Origin of the sequence: Streptomyces sp. SID13031 (assembly GCF_010548305.1) — a bacterium.
Taxonomy (GTDB): Bacteria; Actinomycetota; Actinomycetes; order Propionibacteriales; family Kribbellaceae; genus Kribbella.
The window spans coordinates 327,447-346,103 of the sequence record NZ_JAAGLV010000007.1; the positions used below are offsets into that span (position 1 = coordinate 327,447).

17 protein-coding genes are annotated in these 18,657 nt (G+C 68.9%); 6 read left to right on the forward strand and 11 right to left on the reverse strand.

Translation table 11 applies throughout. The features are described 5' to 3' along the window. Position 1: 1 nt before the first annotated feature. Both G3I17_RS17025 and G3I17_RS17030 read right to left on the reverse strand, forming a co-directional pair. Complete coding sequence (locus G3I17_RS17025; RefSeq protein WP_164597230.1) at positions 2–949, reverse strand: D-alanine--D-alanine ligase; 948 nt, start codon at positions 947–949, stop codon at positions 2–4. Positions 950–1,053: 104 nt separating this feature from the next. After that, a complete protein-coding gene (locus G3I17_RS17030) occupies positions 1,054–2,364 on the reverse strand; it encodes a PLP-dependent aminotransferase family protein (protein ID WP_164597233.1) in 1,311 nt (436 codons plus the stop codon). A gap of 216 nt (positions 2,365–2,580) precedes the next feature. Between G3I17_RS17030 and G3I17_RS39850 the strand changes: the two genes are divergently transcribed. Genes G3I17_RS39850 through G3I17_RS17045 form a run of 4 tightly spaced genes read left to right on the forward strand, consistent with a single transcriptional unit; the run spans position 2,581 to position 4,505 of the window. Beyond that, on the forward strand, positions 2,581–2,757 hold the full coding sequence (locus G3I17_RS39850; protein ID WP_203590311.1) for a hypothetical protein: 177 nt from the start codon (positions 2,581–2,583) through the stop codon (positions 2,755–2,757). Between the two features lie 16 nt (positions 2,758–2,773). After that, complete coding sequence (locus G3I17_RS17035; protein ID WP_164597235.1) at positions 2,774–3,430, forward strand: GNAT family N-acetyltransferase; 657 nt, start codon at positions 2,774–2,776, stop codon at positions 3,428–3,430. Then, positions 3,430–3,810 carry a DUF2784 domain-containing protein gene (locus tag G3I17_RS17040; protein ID WP_164597238.1) on the forward strand — a complete coding sequence of 127 codons (381 nt, stop codon included), beginning with the start codon at positions 3,430–3,432 and terminating at the stop codon, positions 3,808–3,810. The genes G3I17_RS17035 and G3I17_RS17040 overlap by 1 nt, the downstream gene beginning before the upstream one ends. Before the next feature lie 29 nt (positions 3,811–3,839). Beyond that, positions 3,840–4,505 (forward strand): permease prefix domain 1-containing protein, encoded by a 666-nt coding sequence (locus G3I17_RS17045; RefSeq protein ID WP_164597242.1) that lies wholly within the window; start codon positions 3,840–3,842, stop codon positions 4,503–4,505. Here G3I17_RS17045 and G3I17_RS17050 read toward each other — a convergent pair. Beyond that, entirely contained in the window at positions 4,491–4,838 is a 348-nt protein-coding gene (locus G3I17_RS17050) for a helix-turn-helix transcriptional regulator (protein ID WP_164597245.1), read from the reverse strand. The genes G3I17_RS17045 and G3I17_RS17050 overlap by 15 nt on opposite strands. An 88-nt stretch (positions 4,839–4,926) precedes the next feature. On the opposite strand from G3I17_RS17050, the gene G3I17_RS17055 reads away from it, so the two are divergent. Beyond that, complete coding sequence (locus tag G3I17_RS17055; protein ID WP_164597247.1) at positions 4,927–7,065, forward strand: MMPL family transporter; 2,139 nt, start codon at positions 4,927–4,929, stop codon at positions 7,063–7,065. Positions 7,066–7,083: 18 nt separating this feature from the next. On the opposite strand, the gene G3I17_RS17060 is transcribed toward G3I17_RS17055, so the two are convergent. The 8 genes from G3I17_RS17060 to G3I17_RS17095 form a co-directional block, all read right to left on the reverse strand. After that, a complete protein-coding gene (locus G3I17_RS17060; RefSeq protein ID WP_164597249.1) occupies positions 7,084–8,211 on the reverse strand; it encodes an N-acetylmuramoyl-L-alanine amidase in 1,128 nt (375 codons plus the stop codon). Between the two features lie 59 nt (positions 8,212–8,270). Then, on the reverse strand, positions 8,271–8,600 hold the full coding sequence (trxA, locus tag G3I17_RS17065) for a thioredoxin (RefSeq protein WP_164597250.1): 330 nt from the start codon (positions 8,598–8,600) through the stop codon (positions 8,271–8,273). Between the two features lie 47 nt (positions 8,601–8,647). Then, on the reverse strand, positions 8,648–9,634 hold the full coding sequence (gene trxB / locus G3I17_RS17070) for a thioredoxin-disulfide reductase (RefSeq protein WP_164597252.1): 987 nt from the start codon (positions 9,632–9,634) through the stop codon (positions 8,648–8,650). A gap of 121 nt (positions 9,635–9,755) precedes the next feature. Beyond that, entirely contained in the window at positions 9,756–10,517 is a 762-nt protein-coding gene (locus G3I17_RS17075; RefSeq protein ID WP_164597254.1) for a hypothetical protein, read from the reverse strand. A gap of 109 nt (positions 10,518–10,626) precedes the next feature. Next, on the reverse strand, positions 10,627–11,340 hold the full coding sequence (gene sigM, locus G3I17_RS17080) for an RNA polymerase sigma factor SigM (RefSeq protein ID WP_239062590.1): 714 nt from the start codon (positions 11,338–11,340) through the stop codon (positions 10,627–10,629). Beyond that, complete coding sequence (locus G3I17_RS17085) at positions 11,337–13,007, reverse strand: protein kinase family protein (protein WP_164597256.1); 1,671 nt, start codon at positions 13,005–13,007, stop codon at positions 11,337–11,339. The genes sigM and G3I17_RS17085 overlap by 4 nt, the downstream gene beginning before the upstream one ends. A 171-nt stretch (positions 13,008–13,178) precedes the next feature. Beyond that, complete coding sequence (gene murJ, locus G3I17_RS17090) at positions 13,179–14,834, reverse strand: murein biosynthesis integral membrane protein MurJ (RefSeq protein WP_164597258.1); 1,656 nt, start codon at positions 14,832–14,834, stop codon at positions 13,179–13,181. Beyond that, entirely contained in the window at positions 14,827–17,163 is a 2,337-nt protein-coding gene (locus G3I17_RS17095) for a DUF6049 family protein (protein ID WP_203590312.1), read from the reverse strand. The genes murJ and G3I17_RS17095 overlap by 8 nt, the downstream gene beginning before the upstream one ends. Before the next feature lie 24 nt (positions 17,164–17,187). On the opposite strand from G3I17_RS17095, the gene G3I17_RS17100 reads away from it, so the two are divergent. After that, positions 17,188–18,648 carry a CCA tRNA nucleotidyltransferase gene (locus tag G3I17_RS17100; RefSeq protein ID WP_164597260.1) on the forward strand — a complete coding sequence of 487 codons (1,461 nt, stop codon included), beginning with the start codon at positions 17,188–17,190 and terminating at the stop codon, positions 18,646–18,648. Positions 18,649–18,657 lie beyond the last annotated feature (9 nt).

Below are 18,657 nucleotides of genomic sequence, written 5' to 3' on the forward strand. Positions count from 1 at the left end.
CTCAACGTGCAGCGGCCGCGGCCAGCAGATCGCGGCACAGCACACCGAGCTCGATGCCAGCAGCCTCAGCAGCCAACGGCACCAGCGACGTCTCGGTCATCCCCGGCGCCACGTTCACCTCGAGGAACCACGGCACCCCGTCGGCGTCGACGACGAGGTCCGAGCGGGACAGATCCCGCAACCCCAAGGCCTTGTGTGCGGTCACAGCGGCGTCGGCGCAAGCCTTGGCGATAGAGGCCTCAAGTCGAGCCGGCACGATGAATTGCGTCGCGCCGGCCGTGTAGCGAGCCTCGTAGTCGTAGAACCCGGAGTCCGGCTGGATCTCAACGGCCGGCAACGCTCGCGGCCCATCGCCGACGTCCACGATCGTCACGGCCACCTCGACGCCGTCGATGTACCGCTCGATCAACGCGACCGCGCCATAGGCGTAGCAGTTCACCATCGCCGACGGCAGCTCGTCGGCCGATCGCACGATCGAGGCGCCGAGCGCGGATCCACCGCGAGCAGGCTTCACGACCAAAGGCAGACCGATCTCGCCGATCACGGCCTCCATCAACGCGGCGGCACCCAGTTCGCGGAAGGTGTCGTGGCCCAGTACGACGGATGGCGGCGTGTACAGACCGGCCGAGCCGACCATCGTCGCCGCCACCGGCTTGTCGAAGGCGGTCCGGCAGGCGGCCGCGTCGGCGCCGACATACGGCACGCCGTACAGGTCGAGGACCTGGCGGAGCGCGCCGTCCTCGCCGGTGACGCCGTGCAGGACCGGGAAGACCGCATCAGGTGGGTCGTTGCGGAGGCGCTCGACCAGGCTGGAGTCGACGTCTCGTTGCTCGACCTCGACCCCGACGCTGCGCAGCGCTTCGGCGACGCGTCGGCCGGAGCGCAGTGAAACGTCCCGCTCGTGCGACAGACCGCCGGCCAGTACCAGCACTCGACCCAGATCACTCATAAACATCCCGATCCTAGTAGGCGACTCCGGCGGGCGCCGGTCCCGAGGCCCGTTTGAACGGTACCGCCACGACCGGGCCGACCAACCCGGTGCCCAGTAAAAAGCTAGCTAAGCTCGGGACCCGGCGCGTCGTAGTTGCCGCGCGGACCCGGCTTCATCGGACCGAAGGTGTGCCGCAGCTCGAGCTCCTCGTTGATCACCGCGGCGAGCCGGGCGACCCCTTCGGTGATCCGCTCGGGCGTCGGGTGACAGTAGGACAGCCGCATGCACTGCGAGCCGAAACCGTCGGCGAAGAAGGCGGTCCCGGGCACGTACGCGACCCGGTTGGTGACAGCGCGCGGCAGCATCGCCTTCGAGTCGAGGCCCTCGGGCAGCGTCAGCCAGACGTAGAACCCACCACCAGGCCGGGTCCAGGTCGTTGCCGCAGGCATCTTGTCGGCGAGCGCGGCGAGCAGTGCGTCGCGGCGTTCGCGATACATCTCCTGGAACTGCTTCACCTGACCGAGCCAGTCGTGCCGGCTCAGGTACGACGAGATGGCGAGCTGGCTGAAGATCGGCGGGCACAGGGTCGCCGACTCCTGCGCCAGCACGAGTTTCTCCCGTACTGCGTGCGGTGCGACCGCCCAGCCGACCCGGAAACCGGGCGCGAACGTCTTGGAGAAGGAGCCGAGGTAGATGACCCCTTCGCGATCGTCGGCCCGCAACGCGCGCTGCGGCTCACCGTCGAAGCCGAGCAGCCCGTACGGGTTGTCCTCCAGGATCAGCAGATCGGCTCGCTGGCAGATCTCCAGCACCCGGCGGCGGCGCTCATCGGACAGCGAGACACCGGCCGGGTTGTGGAAGTTCGGGATCGTGTAGAAGAACTTGATCTTCTTGCCGGCCGCCCGGACCGCGGCGATCGCCTGCTCCAGCGCCTCCGGTACGACGCCGTCGTCGTCCATCGCGACGTGAACGACCTCACACTGGTACGCACGGAAAACACCCAGCGCACCGACATACGACGGGGCCTCGCAGATCACGACGTCGCCAGGATCACAGAACACGCGGGTGACCAGATCGACGGCCTGCTGGCTACCCACAGTGACCACGATGTCGTCCGGATGGGCCTCGATCCCCTCCAGCCGCATCACGTCGCAGATCTGGTCGCGCAGGGTCGGGTCGCCCTGGCCGGAGCCGTACTGCATCGCGACCGCGCCGTTGTTGACCACGAGATCGCGGACGGCGCTGCCGACCACGTCGAGCGGCAAGCCGGCGATATTGGGCATTCCGCCTGCCAGAGAGACCACTTCAGGGCGGCTGGCCACCGAGAAGAGGGCCCGGATCTCCGATGCGGTCATACCCTTGGTCCGTGCTGCGTACCGGTCGACGAAGTTGTCGAGACGGGTCTGCCGGACATCGGGCAGGTCAGCACTCACGAAGCGGCTCCAAGAACAGGCGACGAGGGGCATGCCGGGGAAGGCACCAGGCTACGCCGAAGTAGCCGAGCGTGTTCGCGTGCCCGGACTGCCGATCGGCGCCACCTCTCACTACCATGCCTTATAGGGGCAGGTTCGACCATGGTGCCGACTGGTGGCTGAGACGGCCGCCGGCCCCCAGCGCACGACCTGGAGTGCTGCGGAAGGCGGGATCGGATGAGCATGGGCAAGGCGTTCGGATGGGCGCTCGGTGGGCTACTGCTCGGCGTCTTCGCCGGGTTCGCGGGGGAGCTGTTCCGACGGCAACCCGCGGCCAAGGTGCAACAGCGGTACGTGGCCCCCGAGGCGGCTGAGACACCCGACGCCCAGACGCCGGCGCCGGCCGCTCGGTGAACCTGCGGATGTACTGATGGCGCGACGGCTGGAACCGCTCACGCTCGCCAATCTCGACGAGCTGCCGGTGCCATGCCGTGCCTGCGTCTTCTGGGAGCTCGACCCGGTCGCCGCGCGCCAGGCGAGCCGCAACGGCGACATCCAGCTGGAGAAGGAAGCCTGGCTCTCCCAGTTGCTGCTCGACTGGGGTACTGCCGGGGTCGTCCTGTACGTCGACGACGCGCCCGCCGGCTATGCGCTCTACGCGCCGGCGAACTACCTGCCCAGGATCCAGGCGTTCCCGACCGCGCCGGTGAGCCCGGACGCCGTAGTACTGGCGACCGGGCGGATCATGCCGCGGTACCTCGGTATGGGGCTCGGCAAGATCCTCATCCAGGCGGTCGCGAAGGATGTGCTCAAACGCGGCTTCCGAGCCGTCGAGGCTTTCGGCGACTCCCGCTGGGACGGGCCGGGATGCGTCTGGCCCACCGATTTCCTGCAGGCGGTCGGCTTCGGCGTAGTACGGGATCATCCGCGCAACCCCCGGCTGAGACTCGATCTCCGCTCGGCCATCACCTGGCGCAGCGAGATGGAGGCCGCGGTCGAACGCCTGATGGGCGCGATCCGGCCCGAACCCACCCGCCCGGCACCGGCCGCGGTCCGCGACACCTTGCCCCGCAAGACGGAGACCTGATGATCTACCGGGTGCTGGCCGACCTGGTGGCGATCGTGCACGGCGCCTTGCTGGTGTTCTTCCTGATCGGCGGCTTCCTGGCCTGGAAATGGCGACGGGTGATCTGGGCCCATCTGTTCGTCGGCATCTGGAACCTGTCGATCGTCGTGCTCGACTTCGGCTGCCCGGTGACGGCGCTGGAGAAGCACTGGCGGCGCGAGGGCGGCGAGCAGCCGTACACCGACGGCTTCATCCAGCACTACATCGACGGCACGATCTACCCGGCCGGCTACACCTGGGTCGCGGAGAAAGTCGGCTTCGCACTCCTGGTGATCTCTTACGTCGGCCTGTACTTCGTCAGCAGACGAACCAGGGGTCGATCAGTGGAGACCCGGACGTGATTGGACCGACTTGTCCCCATACTTGAATCGTGTCCAGTCACGGAACCGTCGTCCAGGACCCGGTCGAGACGTACCTGACCGGCCTGAGCCGCGCGCTGCGAGGACCACGTCGCCGCAAGGCCGACCTGATGACCGAGGCACGGGACAGCTTCGTCGACGCCACTGAGGCCTACGAGGCCGACGGCTTGAGCCCGCGACAGGCGGCCGAGCAGGCAGTGGCGGACTTCGGTGACCTGGACGAGGTGGCGGCGGGCTACCGGTCGGAGCTGGGGATCGCCCAGGGACGCCGTACTGCGGTCCTGCTCGTGCTCGTGATGCTGGCGCAGCCGATCGTGTGGATGGAGGGCACCTGGAGCTGGACCCAGCACCCGGACTCGGGCGACCCGGCCACCGCCTTCCTGAACCAGCTCGTGATGCTGGTCGGGATGCTCGCCATCGCGGGCGGTGTGCTGGCCTTGATCGCCAGCGGGGTCGGCCTGCGTTATCCCATGGTGCGCGAGCGCGGCACCAAGGTGATCGCACAGTTCGCGCTGGCGAGCTGCGCGGCGGTGAGCGGGATCGGTCTGGCACTGGCAACGGCCAGCGCGATCACTGACGGCACCGATGCCCAGGGAATGCTCGTCGTGGGCGGTTTCGTCATCGCGCCCCTGCTGCTGGTCGGCCGCTCAGCTCACCGCTGCCTACGCCTGACCTGACTGGCCCGAAGCACCTCTCGGCCGCAGGACGCCCTCTACGACGGCGCGGAAGGCGTCCCACTCGGTCTTGCCGGTGGCGAGCATCTTCTCCCCGGCCGACGTCAGCTCATACGTCCGGCGCTTGCGGCCGCCCACGGTGCTCCACTCGCTGGCCAGGTAACCGGCTCGCTCGAGACGCCGCAGCGCCGGATAGAGCGTGCCGGTCGGTAGGTCCAGCTCGCCGCCGCTGCGTTCCAGCAGGGCTTCCATGATCGCGTAGCCGTGCAGCGGCTCGGACTCGACCACCGCCAGGATCATCGGGTCCAAGTGCCCCCGGAGCGCATCCGCCTTCATGTAGCCAGTCTACTCATACACATGCTACCGTCGCTAGGCGACATGTAGACGTACTACACGTAGGCAAGCGACGGAAAGGGTGAGGGAGATGTTGCATCGGGTTGCGGGGTGGGCGATGCGGCGGGCGGGCCTGGCGGTAGCGCTCTGGCTGGTCGCGCTGATCGTGGTGACGGCCGGGTCGACGCTGATCGGGAACACGTACAAGGACGACAACTCGCTGCCGGGCACGGACTCGCAGCGGGTGGTCGACACCTTCCGTGAGCACCAGCCGCAAGGAGCGACCGAGTCTGTTCAGGTCGTTCTGTACGACGAAAGCGGGCTGGCCCAGGCGAAGAGCCGGATCAGCACGATGCTGGCCGAAGTGGCCGAGTTGCCGCACGTGCACGCCGTCGCCGATCCCTTCACGGCGAAAGGCTCTTTGTCGACTGACGGCAAGACGGCGTACGCGACCGTCGAACTCGACGTGGCCGCGCCGGACATGCCGGCCGAGGACGTGCGGGCGATCATCCACAAGGCGCAGGAGATCGCGAAGGACGGCCTGCAGGTGGAGCTCGGCGGCGACCTGGTCCGGGGCGCTGAGGAGAGCGCCGGCGGAGCCTCGGAAGGCGCCGGAATCCTTGCCGCGCTGGTGATCCTGGTCTTCCTCTTCGGCTCCCTGCTCGCCGCGAGCCTGCCGCTGCTGACCGCGGTCTTCGCCGTCGGCAGCACGCTCGGCCTGCTGATCCTCGCCTCGCACGTGTTCACGATCCCCAGCTACACCGCGCCGGTGATGATGCTGGTCGGGCTCGGCGTCGGCATCGACTACGCCCTGCTGATCTTCTCCCGGTACCGCGGTGAGCTGCTCAAGGGCGCGGATCGCCCGAAGGCCGGCCGGATCGCGCTCGACACCGCCGGCCGCTCGGTCCTCTTCGCCGGCTGCACTGTGGTGATCGCGCTGCTTGGCCTGCTGGCCCTGGGGCTTGGTTCGCTGCAAGGTCTGGCGCTGGGCGTGACAGTCACCGTGCTGACGACGATGCTCGCGGCCGTGAGCCTGCTGCCGGCCTTGCTCAGCTTGTTCGGCAAGCGGATCGAGCGCAGCATCCGCAAGCACGCGGCCAAGTCGCGTCGCCACCCGGGCGACGGCTGGCGCAAGCTCGCGACGGTGGTCCAGCGCGGCCCGTGGGTTCCGCTCGTGCTCGGCACGGTGGCCCTGGTGGTGCTGTGCCTGCCGGCGCTCGACCTGCGTCTCGGCTTCGCGGACGCCAGTACGGACGACCCCGCCAAGACCAGCCGCAAGGCGTACGACCTGCTCAGCAAGGGCTTCGGTCCCGGCTTCAACGGCCCGTTGATCGTGATGTCCGAGGGAACCCCGGACGCGGCCAAGGAGCTGAACAGCCTGCTGGCGAAGGATCCCGGCATCGCCGCCGTCACCCCGCCGCAAGTGCTCGCCGATGGCAAGGTCTCGTCGATGCTCGCCTTCCCGACGTCGGGGCCGCAGGACGAGGCAACGAGCGAACTCGTCCAGCGGTTGCGCGACGACACCTTGCCCGCGCTGGCCGGCCAGACCAAGGCGACCTATCTGATCGGCGGCTCGACCGCGGCTGCCGACGACTTTGCCAATGCGGTGAGCAAGCGGCTGCCGATCTTCGTTCTAGTCGTGGTCGGCCTGTCGGCCCTGTTGCTGATGACGGTGTTCCGGTCGCTGCTGATCCCGCTCAAGGCCGCCGTGCTCAACCTGCTCAGCATCGGCGCCTCGCTCGGGGTGATCACGCTGGTCTTCCAGCAGGGCTGGTTCGGCGCGCAACAAGGGCCGATCGAGGCGTTCGTGCCGGTGATGATCTTCGCGATCGTGTTCGGGCTGTCGATGGACTACGAGGTGTTCCTGATCTCCCGGATCCACGAGGAGTGGCGCCGCAGCGGCGATGCCCGGGAGGCGGTCCGGGAAGGGCTCGCGAACACCGGCAGCGTGATCACGGCCGCCGCGGCGATCATGATCGTCGTCTTCGGCGCCTTCCTGCTCAGCCCGGACCGGATGCTGAAGCAGTTCGGTCTCGGCCTGGCGGTCGCCGTGCTGCTCGACGCGTTGCTGATCCGCTGCGTGATCGTGCCCGCGGTACTACGCCTGCTGGGCGCCCACGCCTGGTGGCTGCCCGGCTGGCTCGACCGGCTGCTCCCGGTCATCGCGCTCGAACGAGCTGAGCCGGCGGACGTAGTACCGGCTGATGAGCTCGAGCCGGCTCACTCGTAGCGCGAGTGCCGGCGGAGCTCAGACGGTGAGTTGGCCGAAGTGCAGCATGCCGGTTGAGGCGTCCTGCTCCGGCGGCAGGTAGACGCGCTGGATGGCGACCACGATGGCCTCGGCGATCACATCGCGGAAGGCGGCGTCGGCGAGCCGCGACGAGTCGTGCGGGTTCGTCACGTAGCCGATCTCCAGGCGGACCGCGGGCATCTTGGTGCGGCGCAGCAGGTCCCACGTCTTCTCGTGGGTGCGGCAGTTCAGCAGGTCGGTACGGGCGACGATCTCGCGCTGCACCAGGCCGGCGAACTGCTCGCCCACGCTCGACGAGGCGCCGTGCAGATCGTTGCCGTAGTAGTACGTCGCGATGCCCTGGGCCTCAGGATTCATCGACCCGTCGGTGTGCAGCGAGACGCAGAGATTCGCGTCGGTCTCGTTCGCGAATGCGGCCCGGGCCAGCTCGTCCGGCCCCTGGTCCCGCCCGCGCGAAAGATAGGCCCGTACGCCGGTCGCGCCGAGACGACCCTCGATCCGCGAAGCCAGGTCGTAGGCCACGTCGGACTCGCGCAGCCCGAAGCCCTCCCAGCCGTAGTCGAAGCCACCATGCCCGGGGTCGATCACGACGGTCTTGCCCGACAACCGCGGACCGGCGGCGCGAACGGCCTCCGATGCGCGCAGAGCGTCAGGCCGGCCACCGGTCGCCATCGGGCGGATCCGCTGCAGGGCCTTGAAGGTGGAGGGGCCGCAGGTGCCGTCGGCGGGCAGGCCCATGTTGCGCTGGAACTCGGTCACCGCGCGCTGGGTGTCCGCCGCGAAAATGCCGTCCACCCGGGCGACCGCGAAGCCCAGCTCTTGCAGCTTCGCCTGCAGCGCCTGGACGTCGTCGCCGGTGAGCGGGTGCGAGACGACGTACGTCAGCAGCCGGTCACCCAGCCGCCAACGGGCGTCGTCGATCGCGCGATACGTCTGCGGGCCGACGATGCCGTCGATCATCAGCCCGCGTTGCTGCTGGAACCCCCGCACAGCATGAGCGGTCGCTTCGTCGTAGACGTAGTGATCGCCCGGCTGCAGCAGCCCTAGCCGCTTCAGCTTTCCGATGATCTCGGCAACGGCCTCACCGCTGTCGCCGATTCGGTAGATGCCTTGGGAGGCTGCCATCAATGCTCCTTGCCGTGCGGCGGAAAACACCCCCTCGCGGAGGCGTCCAAAGCAGTGTCTCAGCCGGTGAAGGCAGCCAGCTCCTTGAGCAGCGCAGCCTTCGGCTTCGCGCCCACGATGGACTTGGCCAGTTCACCGTTCACGTAGACATTGATGGTAGGGATCCCAGTAACCCGATAGGTACTCGGGGTAACCGGGTTCTCGTCGACGTTCATCTTCAGGAAGGTGACCTTGTCGCTGTGCTCGCCGGCCAGCTCCTCCAGGATCGGGGAGACCTGACGACACGGGCCACACCATTCGGCCCAGAAGTCGACCAGTACCGGCTTGTCGCTCTTCAGTACGGTCGCGTCGAACTCGGCGTCGGTCACTGCGTTCATCTTGTCGCCCATGGCGATCTCCTTCGGAGTTGCTCGAATGGTGGAGGGTGGTTCGGGAATCAGACGGTGACGGGTTCGGTGGCCTCAGCCGCCGAAACGGTCGCCTCGAACTCCAGCGTCGCCAGGAAGCGCTCGGCGTCCAGGGCCGCCGAACAGCCCGTGCCGGCGGCCGTGATGGCCTGGCGGTAGATGTGGTCGACCAGGTCGCCCGCGGCGAAGACGCCGGGCAGGTTGGTCCGGGTGCTGTCGGGCTGGACCAGCACGTAGCCGTCCTCGTCCAGGTGCACCTGGCCCTTGATCAGCTCCGAGCGCGGGTCGTGACCGATCGCGATGAACAGGCCGGTGACCGGCAGTTCACGGGTGTCACCGGTGACGGTGTCGCGCAGCACGATGCCGCTCAGCTTCTCGTCGCCCTTGATCTCGGCCACCTCGGAGTTCCAGGCGAAGTCGATCTTCTCGTTGGCGAACGCGCGCTCGGCCATGATCTTGGAGGCGCGCAGCTCGCCGCGGCGGTGCACGATGGTGATCTTGTCGGCGAACCGGGTCAGGAAGGTCGCCTCCTCGATCGCGGTGTCGCCACCGCCGATCACGGCGATCTCGTGCTGACGGAAGAAGAAGCCGTCACAGGTCGCACACCAGGACACCCCGTGGCCGGACAGCCGGTCCTCGTGGTCCAGGCCGAGCTTGCGGTAGCCCGAGCCCATCGCCAGGATGACGGCCTTGGCGCGGTGCACGGTGCCGGCCGAGTCGGTGACGGACTTGATCTCACCGGTCAGGTCGACGGCGATGATGTCGTCGGCGATCAGCTCGGCGCCGAAGCGCTCGGCCTGGGTGCGCATCTCGTCCATCAGCGCCGGGCCCATGATGCCTTCGGAGAAGCCCGGGTAGTTCTCCACCTCGGTGGTGGTCATCAACGCGCCACCAGCCGTGACGGAGCCTTCGAAGACCAGCGGCGCCAACTGGGCGCGCGCCGCGTAGACGGCGGCGGTGTATCCGGCCGGGCCGGAGCCGATGATGATGACGTTGCGGACTTCTGCCTCGCTCATTCAGGCGTTCCTCGGGTGTCGTCGAGACGGGTTACGTCGTACTCAACGGATCGTAGAGGCCGACCATTCCCACCGTACCCATGGGCCGGGCCTGCTACGCCACTGGACTCACCGAACGAAATCAGCGGTTACGCAACGTCACTGAAGTGTAGTAGAAAGGCGTCGCGACGCCACCGGACGTACTACAACCGGTGACTACCGAGATCTCGATATCGCGCTGCGAGGCGCCCTGGACGCCGATCAGGGTGGCCCGCTTGCCGTCGATCTTGGCCTGCTGGACCAGCCGGACCTCCGGGTTGGGCAGGCCGGCGGCGAACTTCTTGGCGCAGTCGACCTCGATCGGGACGGCGTGCAGCAGCGGGCCGTTGGCGTTCTCCAGCCAGCGCTGCACACTCGGACCGATCTGGTCGGCCGACAGCGACGGGATCGAGTCGATCGGCACGGTCGGGTTGATCCCGGCGGCGCCGTCGTTGCCGTGCTCCCCGGTGCTGAGCACGACGCCAACTCCGATCGCGGCGATCACGATCACGCCGGCCGCGGCCAGCACGAGCTTCGGGAGATGCCGGCGGGGCTCCTCGCGCAACTGGACCAGCGAGTGCACGCCGACCGTGGAGGCGCGGAGTACGGACTCGGAGACGATCACGGCGTCCAGATGGTCGGCCACGTCGGCGGGCATCGGGATGTCGGCGCGGCCCTCGTCGGCCAGGTCCTCGGTCAGTTGCAGCAGCGCGTCATGCGTCTGCTGGCAGTCCGGGCAGGCCTTCACGTGTTCACGAGCGCGGTGCGCCTCGGGTGCCGGCAGCAGGTTCTCGATCAGGTCGGCGATGGTGTCGGTGTCGAGGTGCTCGAGGTGCTCACTGGTCGGCAGACCGGATTCGGTCATCGGGAACTCGCCTCCTCACGGGAGGTGCGCAGAGTGTTCATCAGTGAAAAGCTCCGGTCGGCGATCACGGGGTCGCAGGATGGCGACTCTGCTACGACGGGTGGGTACGTCATTCGGTTCCCACTGATTCCGCGGCGGTCTTCTCGGGTACGTCGGAACCGCCGCGGGTGGTCTGCCAATGCCGGAGCAACGGCAGCAGCCGGGCCCGGCCACGGGCACATCGGCTCTTCACCGTGCCTGGCGCGCAACCGAGGATCGCGGCCGCCTCCTCGATCGAGTAGCCCTCCATGTCGACCAGGACGAGCGCGCTGCGCTGGTCGACGTTGATCTGCTTCAACGCGTTCAGTACGTCGAGCCGGCGCTCGCGGACCTCGGCGGCGTCCTCCTGGACCGGCCCGGCCAGCTCGGCCGCGCGGTCCTCGTCCTCCGGCAGCGGATCGGCCTGGCGGACCTGGCGGCGCCGGATCCGGTCCAGACAGGCGTTCACCACGATCCGGTGCAGCCAGGTGGTCACCTTGGCGTCGCCGCGGAACGAGTCGGCCCGGCGGAACGCCGAGATGAACGCCTCCTGCAGCGCGTCGGCCGCCTCCTCGGGCTCGCCGAGCGTGCGGATCGCCACCGCCCACATCCGGTCGCGGTGGCGTTTGACCAGGATGCCGAAGGTGTCCGGGTTGCCGGTCACGTGCAGCCGGAGCAGCTCGTGATCGTCCATCGAGTCGTACCCGGCGGGCGGCGGCACAGCCACGGGCCCGCTGTCCGGCGGGCCGATCCGGCTGATGTCCGAACGGGGCGGTGGGGTGGGGCTCGAATCAACGGAGGTCATTTCTGGACCGTGACCTCCGAGATCTCGCCGCGATAGCCGCTGCCTTCCTTCGGAAGTTTGGTCAGCCAGACCAGAACGTACCGCGTCTTGACCGGTGCGGCCGGGGTCAGGACAGCCTGCGCGCCCTGGTCCTCCAGCGTCGCGACCGACTTCCAGCCGCTGACCGTGGACGCCGAGACGCTCGGGTCCGCCTTCGGCACCATCAGCTCGAGGGTGGTCTCGTCACCGACCAGGCTGACCGTCACCTTGGAAACGTCCGTCAGCGCGCCGAGGTCGTAGATGATGCCGACCCCGTCCTTGGTGCCACCGAGGTTGGGCTTGTTCTTGTACGACATCGTCTTCCAGGTCGTGCTGACCTTGCCGTCGTAGGTGTTGCCGACGTCGTCCGGGTGCTCCTCGCCGTTGCCGGGCGGCGGGTCGAAGTCCTTGGCGGCGACGATCTTCGCCGGTCCACCGGTGGCGGCCGGCGGCCCGGAGGTGGCCGGCGGCGGCGCGCTCGTCTTGCCGTCGCTGCCCTGGTCCTTGTTGATCGCGCCCTTGACCAGGAACTGCGCCATCGCGATCACCGACAGCAGTGCGAGGACGGCGAGCAGGATCAGGATCCGGCCACCCCAGCTGCCGCGCTGCTTCGGCTCGTCGGCCGGCGGCTTGCGGCGGCCGTTGCCGTTGTTCGGCGGGGCGGCCTGCCGGCGTACCGGCCGGGTCTCCGCGGCGGTCGCGTACGCCGGCTGGGGCGCGGCGTGGCCGTTGTTCTCGGCGTAGGCGCTCTGCTGGTACGCCGGGATCGGCGGGTCGATCGCGGGCGGAGCGTGGATCGCGGGCGCGACCTGGGTGGCGTCGTCGACGCTGCCGTTCTGCCGGGCGACCGCGACGGTCTCGTCCATCTGGCTCGGTGGCTCGTGGGAGCTGCCGATGACACCGGAGAGGGCCGCGGACAGGCCGGCGGCGCTCGTGACCGGGACGGAGTGGTGGCGCGGCGGGTCGCCGAGCAGCCGGTCGGAGATGTCGTCCAGCGAGCGCGGCACTCCGGCACGCACCTGGCGTGGGCTCAGGAGCCGGCCGTGCTCGACGGGAGCGGGCTGCAGACCCCAGGCGGGAGCCGGGCCGGGCCAGCGGCCGGTCAGGGAGGCGTACAGCAACTCTCCGAGCGCGCGGACGTCTTGTTCCGGAGTACCGGGCCCAGTGGAACGCAGGGCGGCCTCAGTGGCGAGGCCGACGACCTTGATGGCTCCCGCGTCGGTGACGACGACGGTGGACGGGCTGATCGAGCCGTGCGAGTGGCCGGTGCGGTGCAGGTTCTCCAGCGCCTCGGAGACCTCGCGGGCCAGCCAGCCTGCTTGCTGACCGGTCAGCGGGCCGGCCGTGAGCATCCGCTCCAGGGGCCGGCCACCGGCCCATTCGCGGACGCAGTACGTGACGCCCTCGTGCATGTCGCAGTCGAGCACCCGCAGGAAGCGTGGGTCCGCCGCTGCTGCCGCGCGCCGGGCGGCGTCGAAGAGCAGGTTGGTCCGTGGGTCGCCAACCGGCAGAACATCCACGACCACTGCTCGACTGAGCACCTCGTCCACTGCCCGCCAGACCCGCGCACCGTCGATCTCCGCGAGCAACTCGGCGATCCGGTAGCGGCCGGCGAGCAGGGCACCAGGACTGACGGTCTGGTTCGACACGGTGTCTCTCGCCCTCCTCGATGCACTGGTCGTCCTGCGTCCCCGCTCCGGTCCCGGTCGGTGACCCGTCCAGGGTGGCAGCGGCTACGAGCGGTTGGCGGTCCGATCGCAGGGCCCATGCTAGTGCCCCGTTGACCGGACAAGTGGTGCACGAGTGCACAAGCGGGCCGATCAGCCTCTGCGGGAGCGGCCAGGCAGCTTCGATGTGACCGCGGACACCACGTCGGTGACCTCGTGGATACGAAGTACCCGCGCGACGGCGACATACACCGGAAGCATCACGATTCCCGCGATCGCGAGCTGAGCGACCGCGCCGACCGGCCCGCTCCAGTCGGTGGCCGACTCGACCACCGACAGGATCGCCCGGGCGATCCCGGCGCCGACCACGGCGGCGATCACCATCGCGAGCAGCGGCAGCCCGACTCCCGCGCCGGCCACCCGGGGCACCCGGCGGGCGAGCACCCGGCGCGACATCAGGACGGCGACGAGATAGGAGATCGAGTACGCCCCGCCGAGTACGACACCGGAGTACCGGAGGTGTTCCTCGTCGAGCAGGACCCGGACGCCGATCGTCGCGGCCGCGATGTTGGTGGCCGCGATCACGCACTGCAGGAAGAACGGCGTGCGGGTGTCCTCGAACGCGTAGAAGGTGCGCAGCTGGAAGTACTGCACGGTGAACGGGACGATGCCCAGCGCGAGCGTCATCAGCGTGTACGCCATCAGTCGCGTGTTGCCCGCGCCCGCGCCGTACCCGGAGATCAGCGTGGTGATCGGATGCGCGAAGGCGACCATCGCGGCCGCCGACGGTACGACGATGGCCAGCGTCTGCCGGATCGAGCGCGCCGAGAGCCGGGCCACCTCGGTGACATCGCCTTCGGCCGCCAGCGACGACATCTGCGGCAGCGCGGCCGTCGCCAGCGAGACGGTGACGATGCCGTGCGGCACCAGGATGATCAGCATGGCCGTGCTGTAGGCGACCAGACCGGCCTTGGAGCCGCCGCCGTCGGACGCGCTTCCCGCGATCGCGAGCTTGGTGACCACGACCAGCGTCACCTGGTTGACCGCGACGAACAGCAGCGTCCACAGGCCCTGCTTGGCCGTCTTGCCGAGCCCGGTGCCACGCAGGCCGAACTTGGGGACGTAGGTGTGCCCGCTGGCCTTCAGGTAGGGCAGCAGGACCAGCAGCTGTACCGCGATGCCGAGCGTGTGGCCGAGACCCAGCAGCAGCTCTTCGTGGTTGGTGAAGGTGGCCGGGTTGGCGCCGACCCGGTAGACGAACAGGAAGACCACGATCGACGCGCAGGCGACGATGTTGTTCGCGATCGGCGCCCACATCATCGGGCCGAACCGGCGGCGCGCGTTCAGCACCTGGCCGACGAGCACGAAGGCGCCGTAGAAGAAGATCTGCGGCAGGCAGAGCCGGACGAACATCAGCATCGCCGAGCGCTCCGCCGCCCGGGACGGGTCCTGCAGCTCCTTCGGCAGGTAGAGCTCCGCGATCAGCGGCGACAGCAGCACGCAGAGCACCGTGACGAACGCGAGAATGATGAAGCCGAAGGTGAGCAGCCGGTTGGTGAAGTCCCGGCCGCCGTCGTCGTGGTTCTTGATCGCGCGGACCAGCTGCGGGACCAGCACGGTGTTGAAGATGCCGCCGGCCAGCAGGATGTACAGGCTGTTCGGGATCGTGTTGGCGGCGGTGAAGATGTCGCCGCGCAGCGCGGTGCCGATGGCGGCGGCGAGCAGGGCGATCCGGACGAATCCGAGCAGGCGGGACAGCACCGTTCCGGCTGCCATCACCGCCGCGGAGCGCAGGGTGCGGTCAGCCATCCTTCGTACCGACTCCTTCTTTCAGGCTCTCTAGATCGCTCTGCCCGGGGGCGAGTGGTGCTGGTGACTCAGGGCGGGAGACGCCGTTCGGGCTCGCGGCCGGATCGTCTTGGCCGAGGTCCTCGGCCGGCATCGGCTCCGGGTGCAGCGCGTCGGCCTCGGGCTTGGGCCCGGACGGGTCGCGCCGCTCCGAGCGCACCCGGCGATAGATGCGCACGATCGACGTACCGAACAGCAGCGCGACCGCCGCACCGACCAGGATCCAGCCGACACTGCCGTACTGCGACGCCTGGATCACCAGGGGCTGCGCCTCACCGATCGGCTGCAGGTCGCTCGTGATCAGCTGGGCGTTGGCGTTGATCACGCCGTTCTGCTCGGCACTCGCCTTGACCTGGAAGGTGCCCTTCTGGCCGGCCGGCAGGGTCTTCACCTGCAGCGGGTCGATCCGCAGGTCGTCCCGGTTGCCGGTCGCGGTGACGATCAGGCTGATCCGGATCGTCACGTCCAGCCCGTTCTCGACGGTCAGCGGGAAACTGCCCTTGCTGCCGGACAGGTTGACCTTGATCCCCTGATGCCCGTTGGTGGTGTTGCTGACGAGCTTGACCGCCTTCAGTTGCGCGGCGACGACGTTGCGCTGATAGGCGAGGAAGCGGCGGGCCTGGTCCGGGGCGCCGACCCATTCGCTGGCGGCGGACCGCAGCAGACCCTGGATCATGCGGGTGCGGATCTCGGTGTCCGCGCTCGGGTCGGCGAGCAGCTCCTGGTACGTCGCCGCGGCATCGCTCAGGTCTTTGAGGTCGTCCAGTTGCCCGTCCGGCAGGCCGGTGCTCTCCGCCGGTGCCGCCGGCGCCTTCACATCCCGGGTGCCAGGCTCGGCCGGGACGACCTGGTTGATGCCGACCGGCGTGATCCACGGTGACGCCGACATCGCCGCCGCGACGGCCGAGGTGGCCCCGCTGTCGTCCCAGTCACGCGGCGGTACGACGACGACGCTGGCCGCGCCGGTGCCGGTACCGGCGATCAGCGAGGTCTCGGCGACGAATCGCTGCTGGATCTGCAACGGGTCACCGGCCGTGGCCGGGTCGGGGCCGCCGGCGAGCAGGGCGGAATCCGCGATCACCGTCGGGACGGACCTCGGCGGACCTTCCGGCGTCAGCACGTTGTAGACCGGGCTGGGCAGCAGGGCGGGCCGCTCCTTGGCCGACCAGGACGAGCTGGAGACGATGTTGATGTCGTCCTTGCGCTCGCCCGCGAAGCCGCTGGAACCGTTGACCAGAGTCTTGGTGGTGAGGTCGCCACCCTCCAGCCAGAGCCCGGACGGTGCTCCCGGAGACGGGGGAAGCAGGTTGTACTGCTCGCTCAGCGAGCGGGAGTCGGTGACCACCTTGGTCAGCGGATCGCCGTACCTGACCAGGCTCGCGACGTCCGGGTCGCCGTACGGGAGCAGCACCACGGGATTGGTGTTGCGGCTCTGGTCGAACGCGGCCAGCCAGGCTTTGATGACGGCGCGGCCGGTGCCGGCCTTGGTCTGGCCCGGACCGTCCGTGACCTTGTAGCTGTCGGAGTCGGCGATCGTGCGGGCCTCGTCGAGCATCGCCGGGTCGACCAGCCAGGTGACGGTCCGCTTCTTGCCGAGCTCGAGCAGCCGGCCGAGCTGCCCGGTCGGCGCCATCGACTCGGCCAACGAGTCGTTGGTGAAGAGGTGGTTGGCGAGCAGCGTGGGCTGATGCCTCAGCGGCAGGACGAGGGCGGCGTCTACCTTGCGCGGCATCGGCGTCTTGGCGATCACCGGCATCAGGATCCGGCTCAGGCCCGCGGTGGTCCGGTCGCGCTCGGTGACGTTGCCGCGGAACCGCACTCCGACCGTGTAGACACCGGCCTGGCTGGTGATCTTCCACTCGCTCCAGGGCACGACCAGCTGGAAAGCGACCGCCGCCTTGGGTGCGAGTGGATTGTCGAACGCCTGGAACGTGGTCGACTCGGAGTTGGCCAGCCCGACGCAGTCGTTGCGGTCGTTGAGCGGCTCGTCCTTCTCAGCCGGGATCGCCGCCAGGGCATCGGCTGTCGAGAGCCGGTTGCGTTCGATACAGGCGATCGCCTGGGAGGCCAGGAAAGTGGTCTGGCTGGTGTTCGTGATCCGGCCGGTGATGGTGACGGCCTGGCCGGGCACCGGCGCCGACGGGCTGAACGAGTCGATGGCGACGTCCACCACCGGGTTCTCTTCCGCGGAGGCCGCAACCGCCTGCGTCGAGGCCAGCACAGTGGCCGACGCAGCGATCAGCAGGCTCGCGCCCGCGGTCGCGGAGAGCCTCAGTCGCCGTCTGAACACGCCGTCACCGTAACCTAGTTCCCCGTGTCCCTTACTCCCGACCGCTCAGCCTCTGCCGGATCGTTGTCCGCCGTACAGCGGCAAGGTGTCCAGTCACTGCTGCAGATCGCTCCGGTGGTCGACGAGCTCGGTTCCCGGTTCGCCGCCGCCGGCCATGAGATCGCCCTGGTCGGCGGTCCTGTCCGGGACATTCTGCTCGGCCGGGGGAGCAAGGATCTCGATTTCGCCAGCTCGGCCCGGCCGGATGCGGTGGAACGGCTGCTGGCCGGCTGGGCGGACCACGTCTGGGACATCGGCAAGGCGTTCGGCACCATCGGTTGTCGGAAGGGTGACTGGATTCTCGAGATCACCACGTACAGGTCGGAGTCCTACGATCCCACCTCGCGCAAGCCGGAGGTCGCCTACGGCGACAACCTGCAGGGCGACCTGGCCCGGCGCGACTTCGCGATGAACGCGATGGCGGTGCTGCTCCCGTCGCACGAGTTCGTCGACCCGTACGGCGGGATCGAGGACGTCGCCAACAAGGTGATCCGGACGCCGGGCTCGCCCGAGGACTCGTTCTCCGACGACCCGCTGCGGATGATGCGCGCGGCCCGGTTCGCCGCCCAGCTCGGCTTCACGCCGGACCCGGGCGTGGTGGCCGCGATGACCGCGATGGCCGAGCGGATCACGATCGTGTCGGCCGAGCGGGTGCGCGACGAGCTGATCAAGCTGGTCTGTGCGCCGTACCCGCGGATCGGTCTCGACCTGCTCGTCTCGACCGGGCTGGCCGACCACGTACTGCCCGAACTGCCCGCGCTGCGGCTGGAGCTGGACGAGCACCACCGGCACAAGGACGTCTACGAGCACTCGCTGATCGTGCTCGAGCAGGCGATCGACCTGGAATCGCGGATCGGCGCCGAGGAGCCCGACTTCGTGCTCCGGTTCGCCGCGCTGATCCACGACATCGGCAAGCCGAAGACCCGTCGCTTCGAGGGTGCGGGCAAGGTGACGTTCCACCACCACGACGTGGTCGGCGCCAAGCTGGCGAAGAAGCGGATGAAGGCGCTGCGGTTCAGCAACGAGCAGATCGACCAGGTCGGCAAGCTGGTCGAGCTGCACCTGCGCTTCCACGGCTACGGCACCGGCGAGTGGACCGACTCCGCCGTCCGCCGGTACGTCCGCGACGCCGGCGACCTGCTCAGCCGCCTGCACGTCCTGACCCGCGCCGACTGCACCACCCGCAACCGGCGCAAGGCCGAGGCGCTCCGGTCGGCGTACGACGACCTGGAGAAGCGGATCGAACAGCTCCAGGAACAAGAAGAACTCGACTCCCTGCGCCCCGATCTCGACGGCAACCAGATCATGGAACTCCTTGCCATCGGCCCCGGCCGCGACGTCGGCGAGGCCTACAAGTTCCTGATGGAGCTACGGATGGACGAAGGCCCGCTGGGCGAGGACGCCGCCAAGGAGAAACTCCTGGCCTGGTGGAGCTCCCGCCCCTGAGGCTTCTGC

Bases quoted from the DNA above. Each gene is read 5' to 3' on its own strand.
- G3I17_RS17025 (WP_164597230.1), bottom strand. From the start codon at position 949: ATGAGTGATCTGGGTCGAGTGCTGGTACTGGCCGGCGGTCTGTCGCAC.
- G3I17_RS39850 (WP_203590311.1), top strand. From the start codon at position 2,581: ATGAGCATGGGCAAGGCGTTCGGATGGGCGCTCGGTGGGCTACTGCTC.
- G3I17_RS17035 (WP_164597235.1), top strand. From the start codon at position 2,774: ATGGCGCGACGGCTGGAACCGCTCACGCTCGCCAATCTCGACGAGCTG.
- G3I17_RS17040 (WP_164597238.1), top strand. From the start codon at position 3,430: ATGATCTACCGGGTGCTGGCCGACCTGGTGGCGATCGTGCACGGCGCC.
- G3I17_RS17050 (WP_164597245.1), bottom strand. From the start codon at position 4,838: ATGAAGGCGGATGCGCTCCGGGGGCACTTGGACCCGATGATCCTGGCG.
- G3I17_RS17055 (WP_164597247.1), top strand. From the start codon at position 4,927: ATGTTGCATCGGGTTGCGGGGTGGGCGATGCGGCGGGCGGGCCTGGCG.
- G3I17_RS17060 (WP_164597249.1), bottom strand. From the start codon at position 8,211: ATGGCAGCCTCCCAAGGCATCTACCGAATCGGCGACAGCGGTGAGGCC.
- trxA (WP_164597250.1), bottom strand. From the start codon at position 8,600: ATGGGCGACAAGATGAACGCAGTGACCGACGCCGAGTTCGACGCGACC.
- trxB (WP_164597252.1), bottom strand. From the start codon at position 9,634: ATGAGCGAGGCAGAAGTCCGCAACGTCATCATCATCGGCTCCGGCCCG.
- G3I17_RS17075 (WP_164597254.1), bottom strand. From the start codon at position 10,517: ATGACCGAATCCGGTCTGCCGACCAGTGAGCACCTCGAGCACCTCGAC.
- sigM (WP_239062590.1), bottom strand. From the start codon at position 11,340: ATGACCTCCGTTGATTCGAGCCCCACCCCACCGCCCCGTTCGGACATC.
- murJ (WP_164597258.1), bottom strand. From the start codon at position 14,834: ATGGCTGACCGCACCCTGCGCTCCGCGGCGGTGATGGCAGCCGGAACG.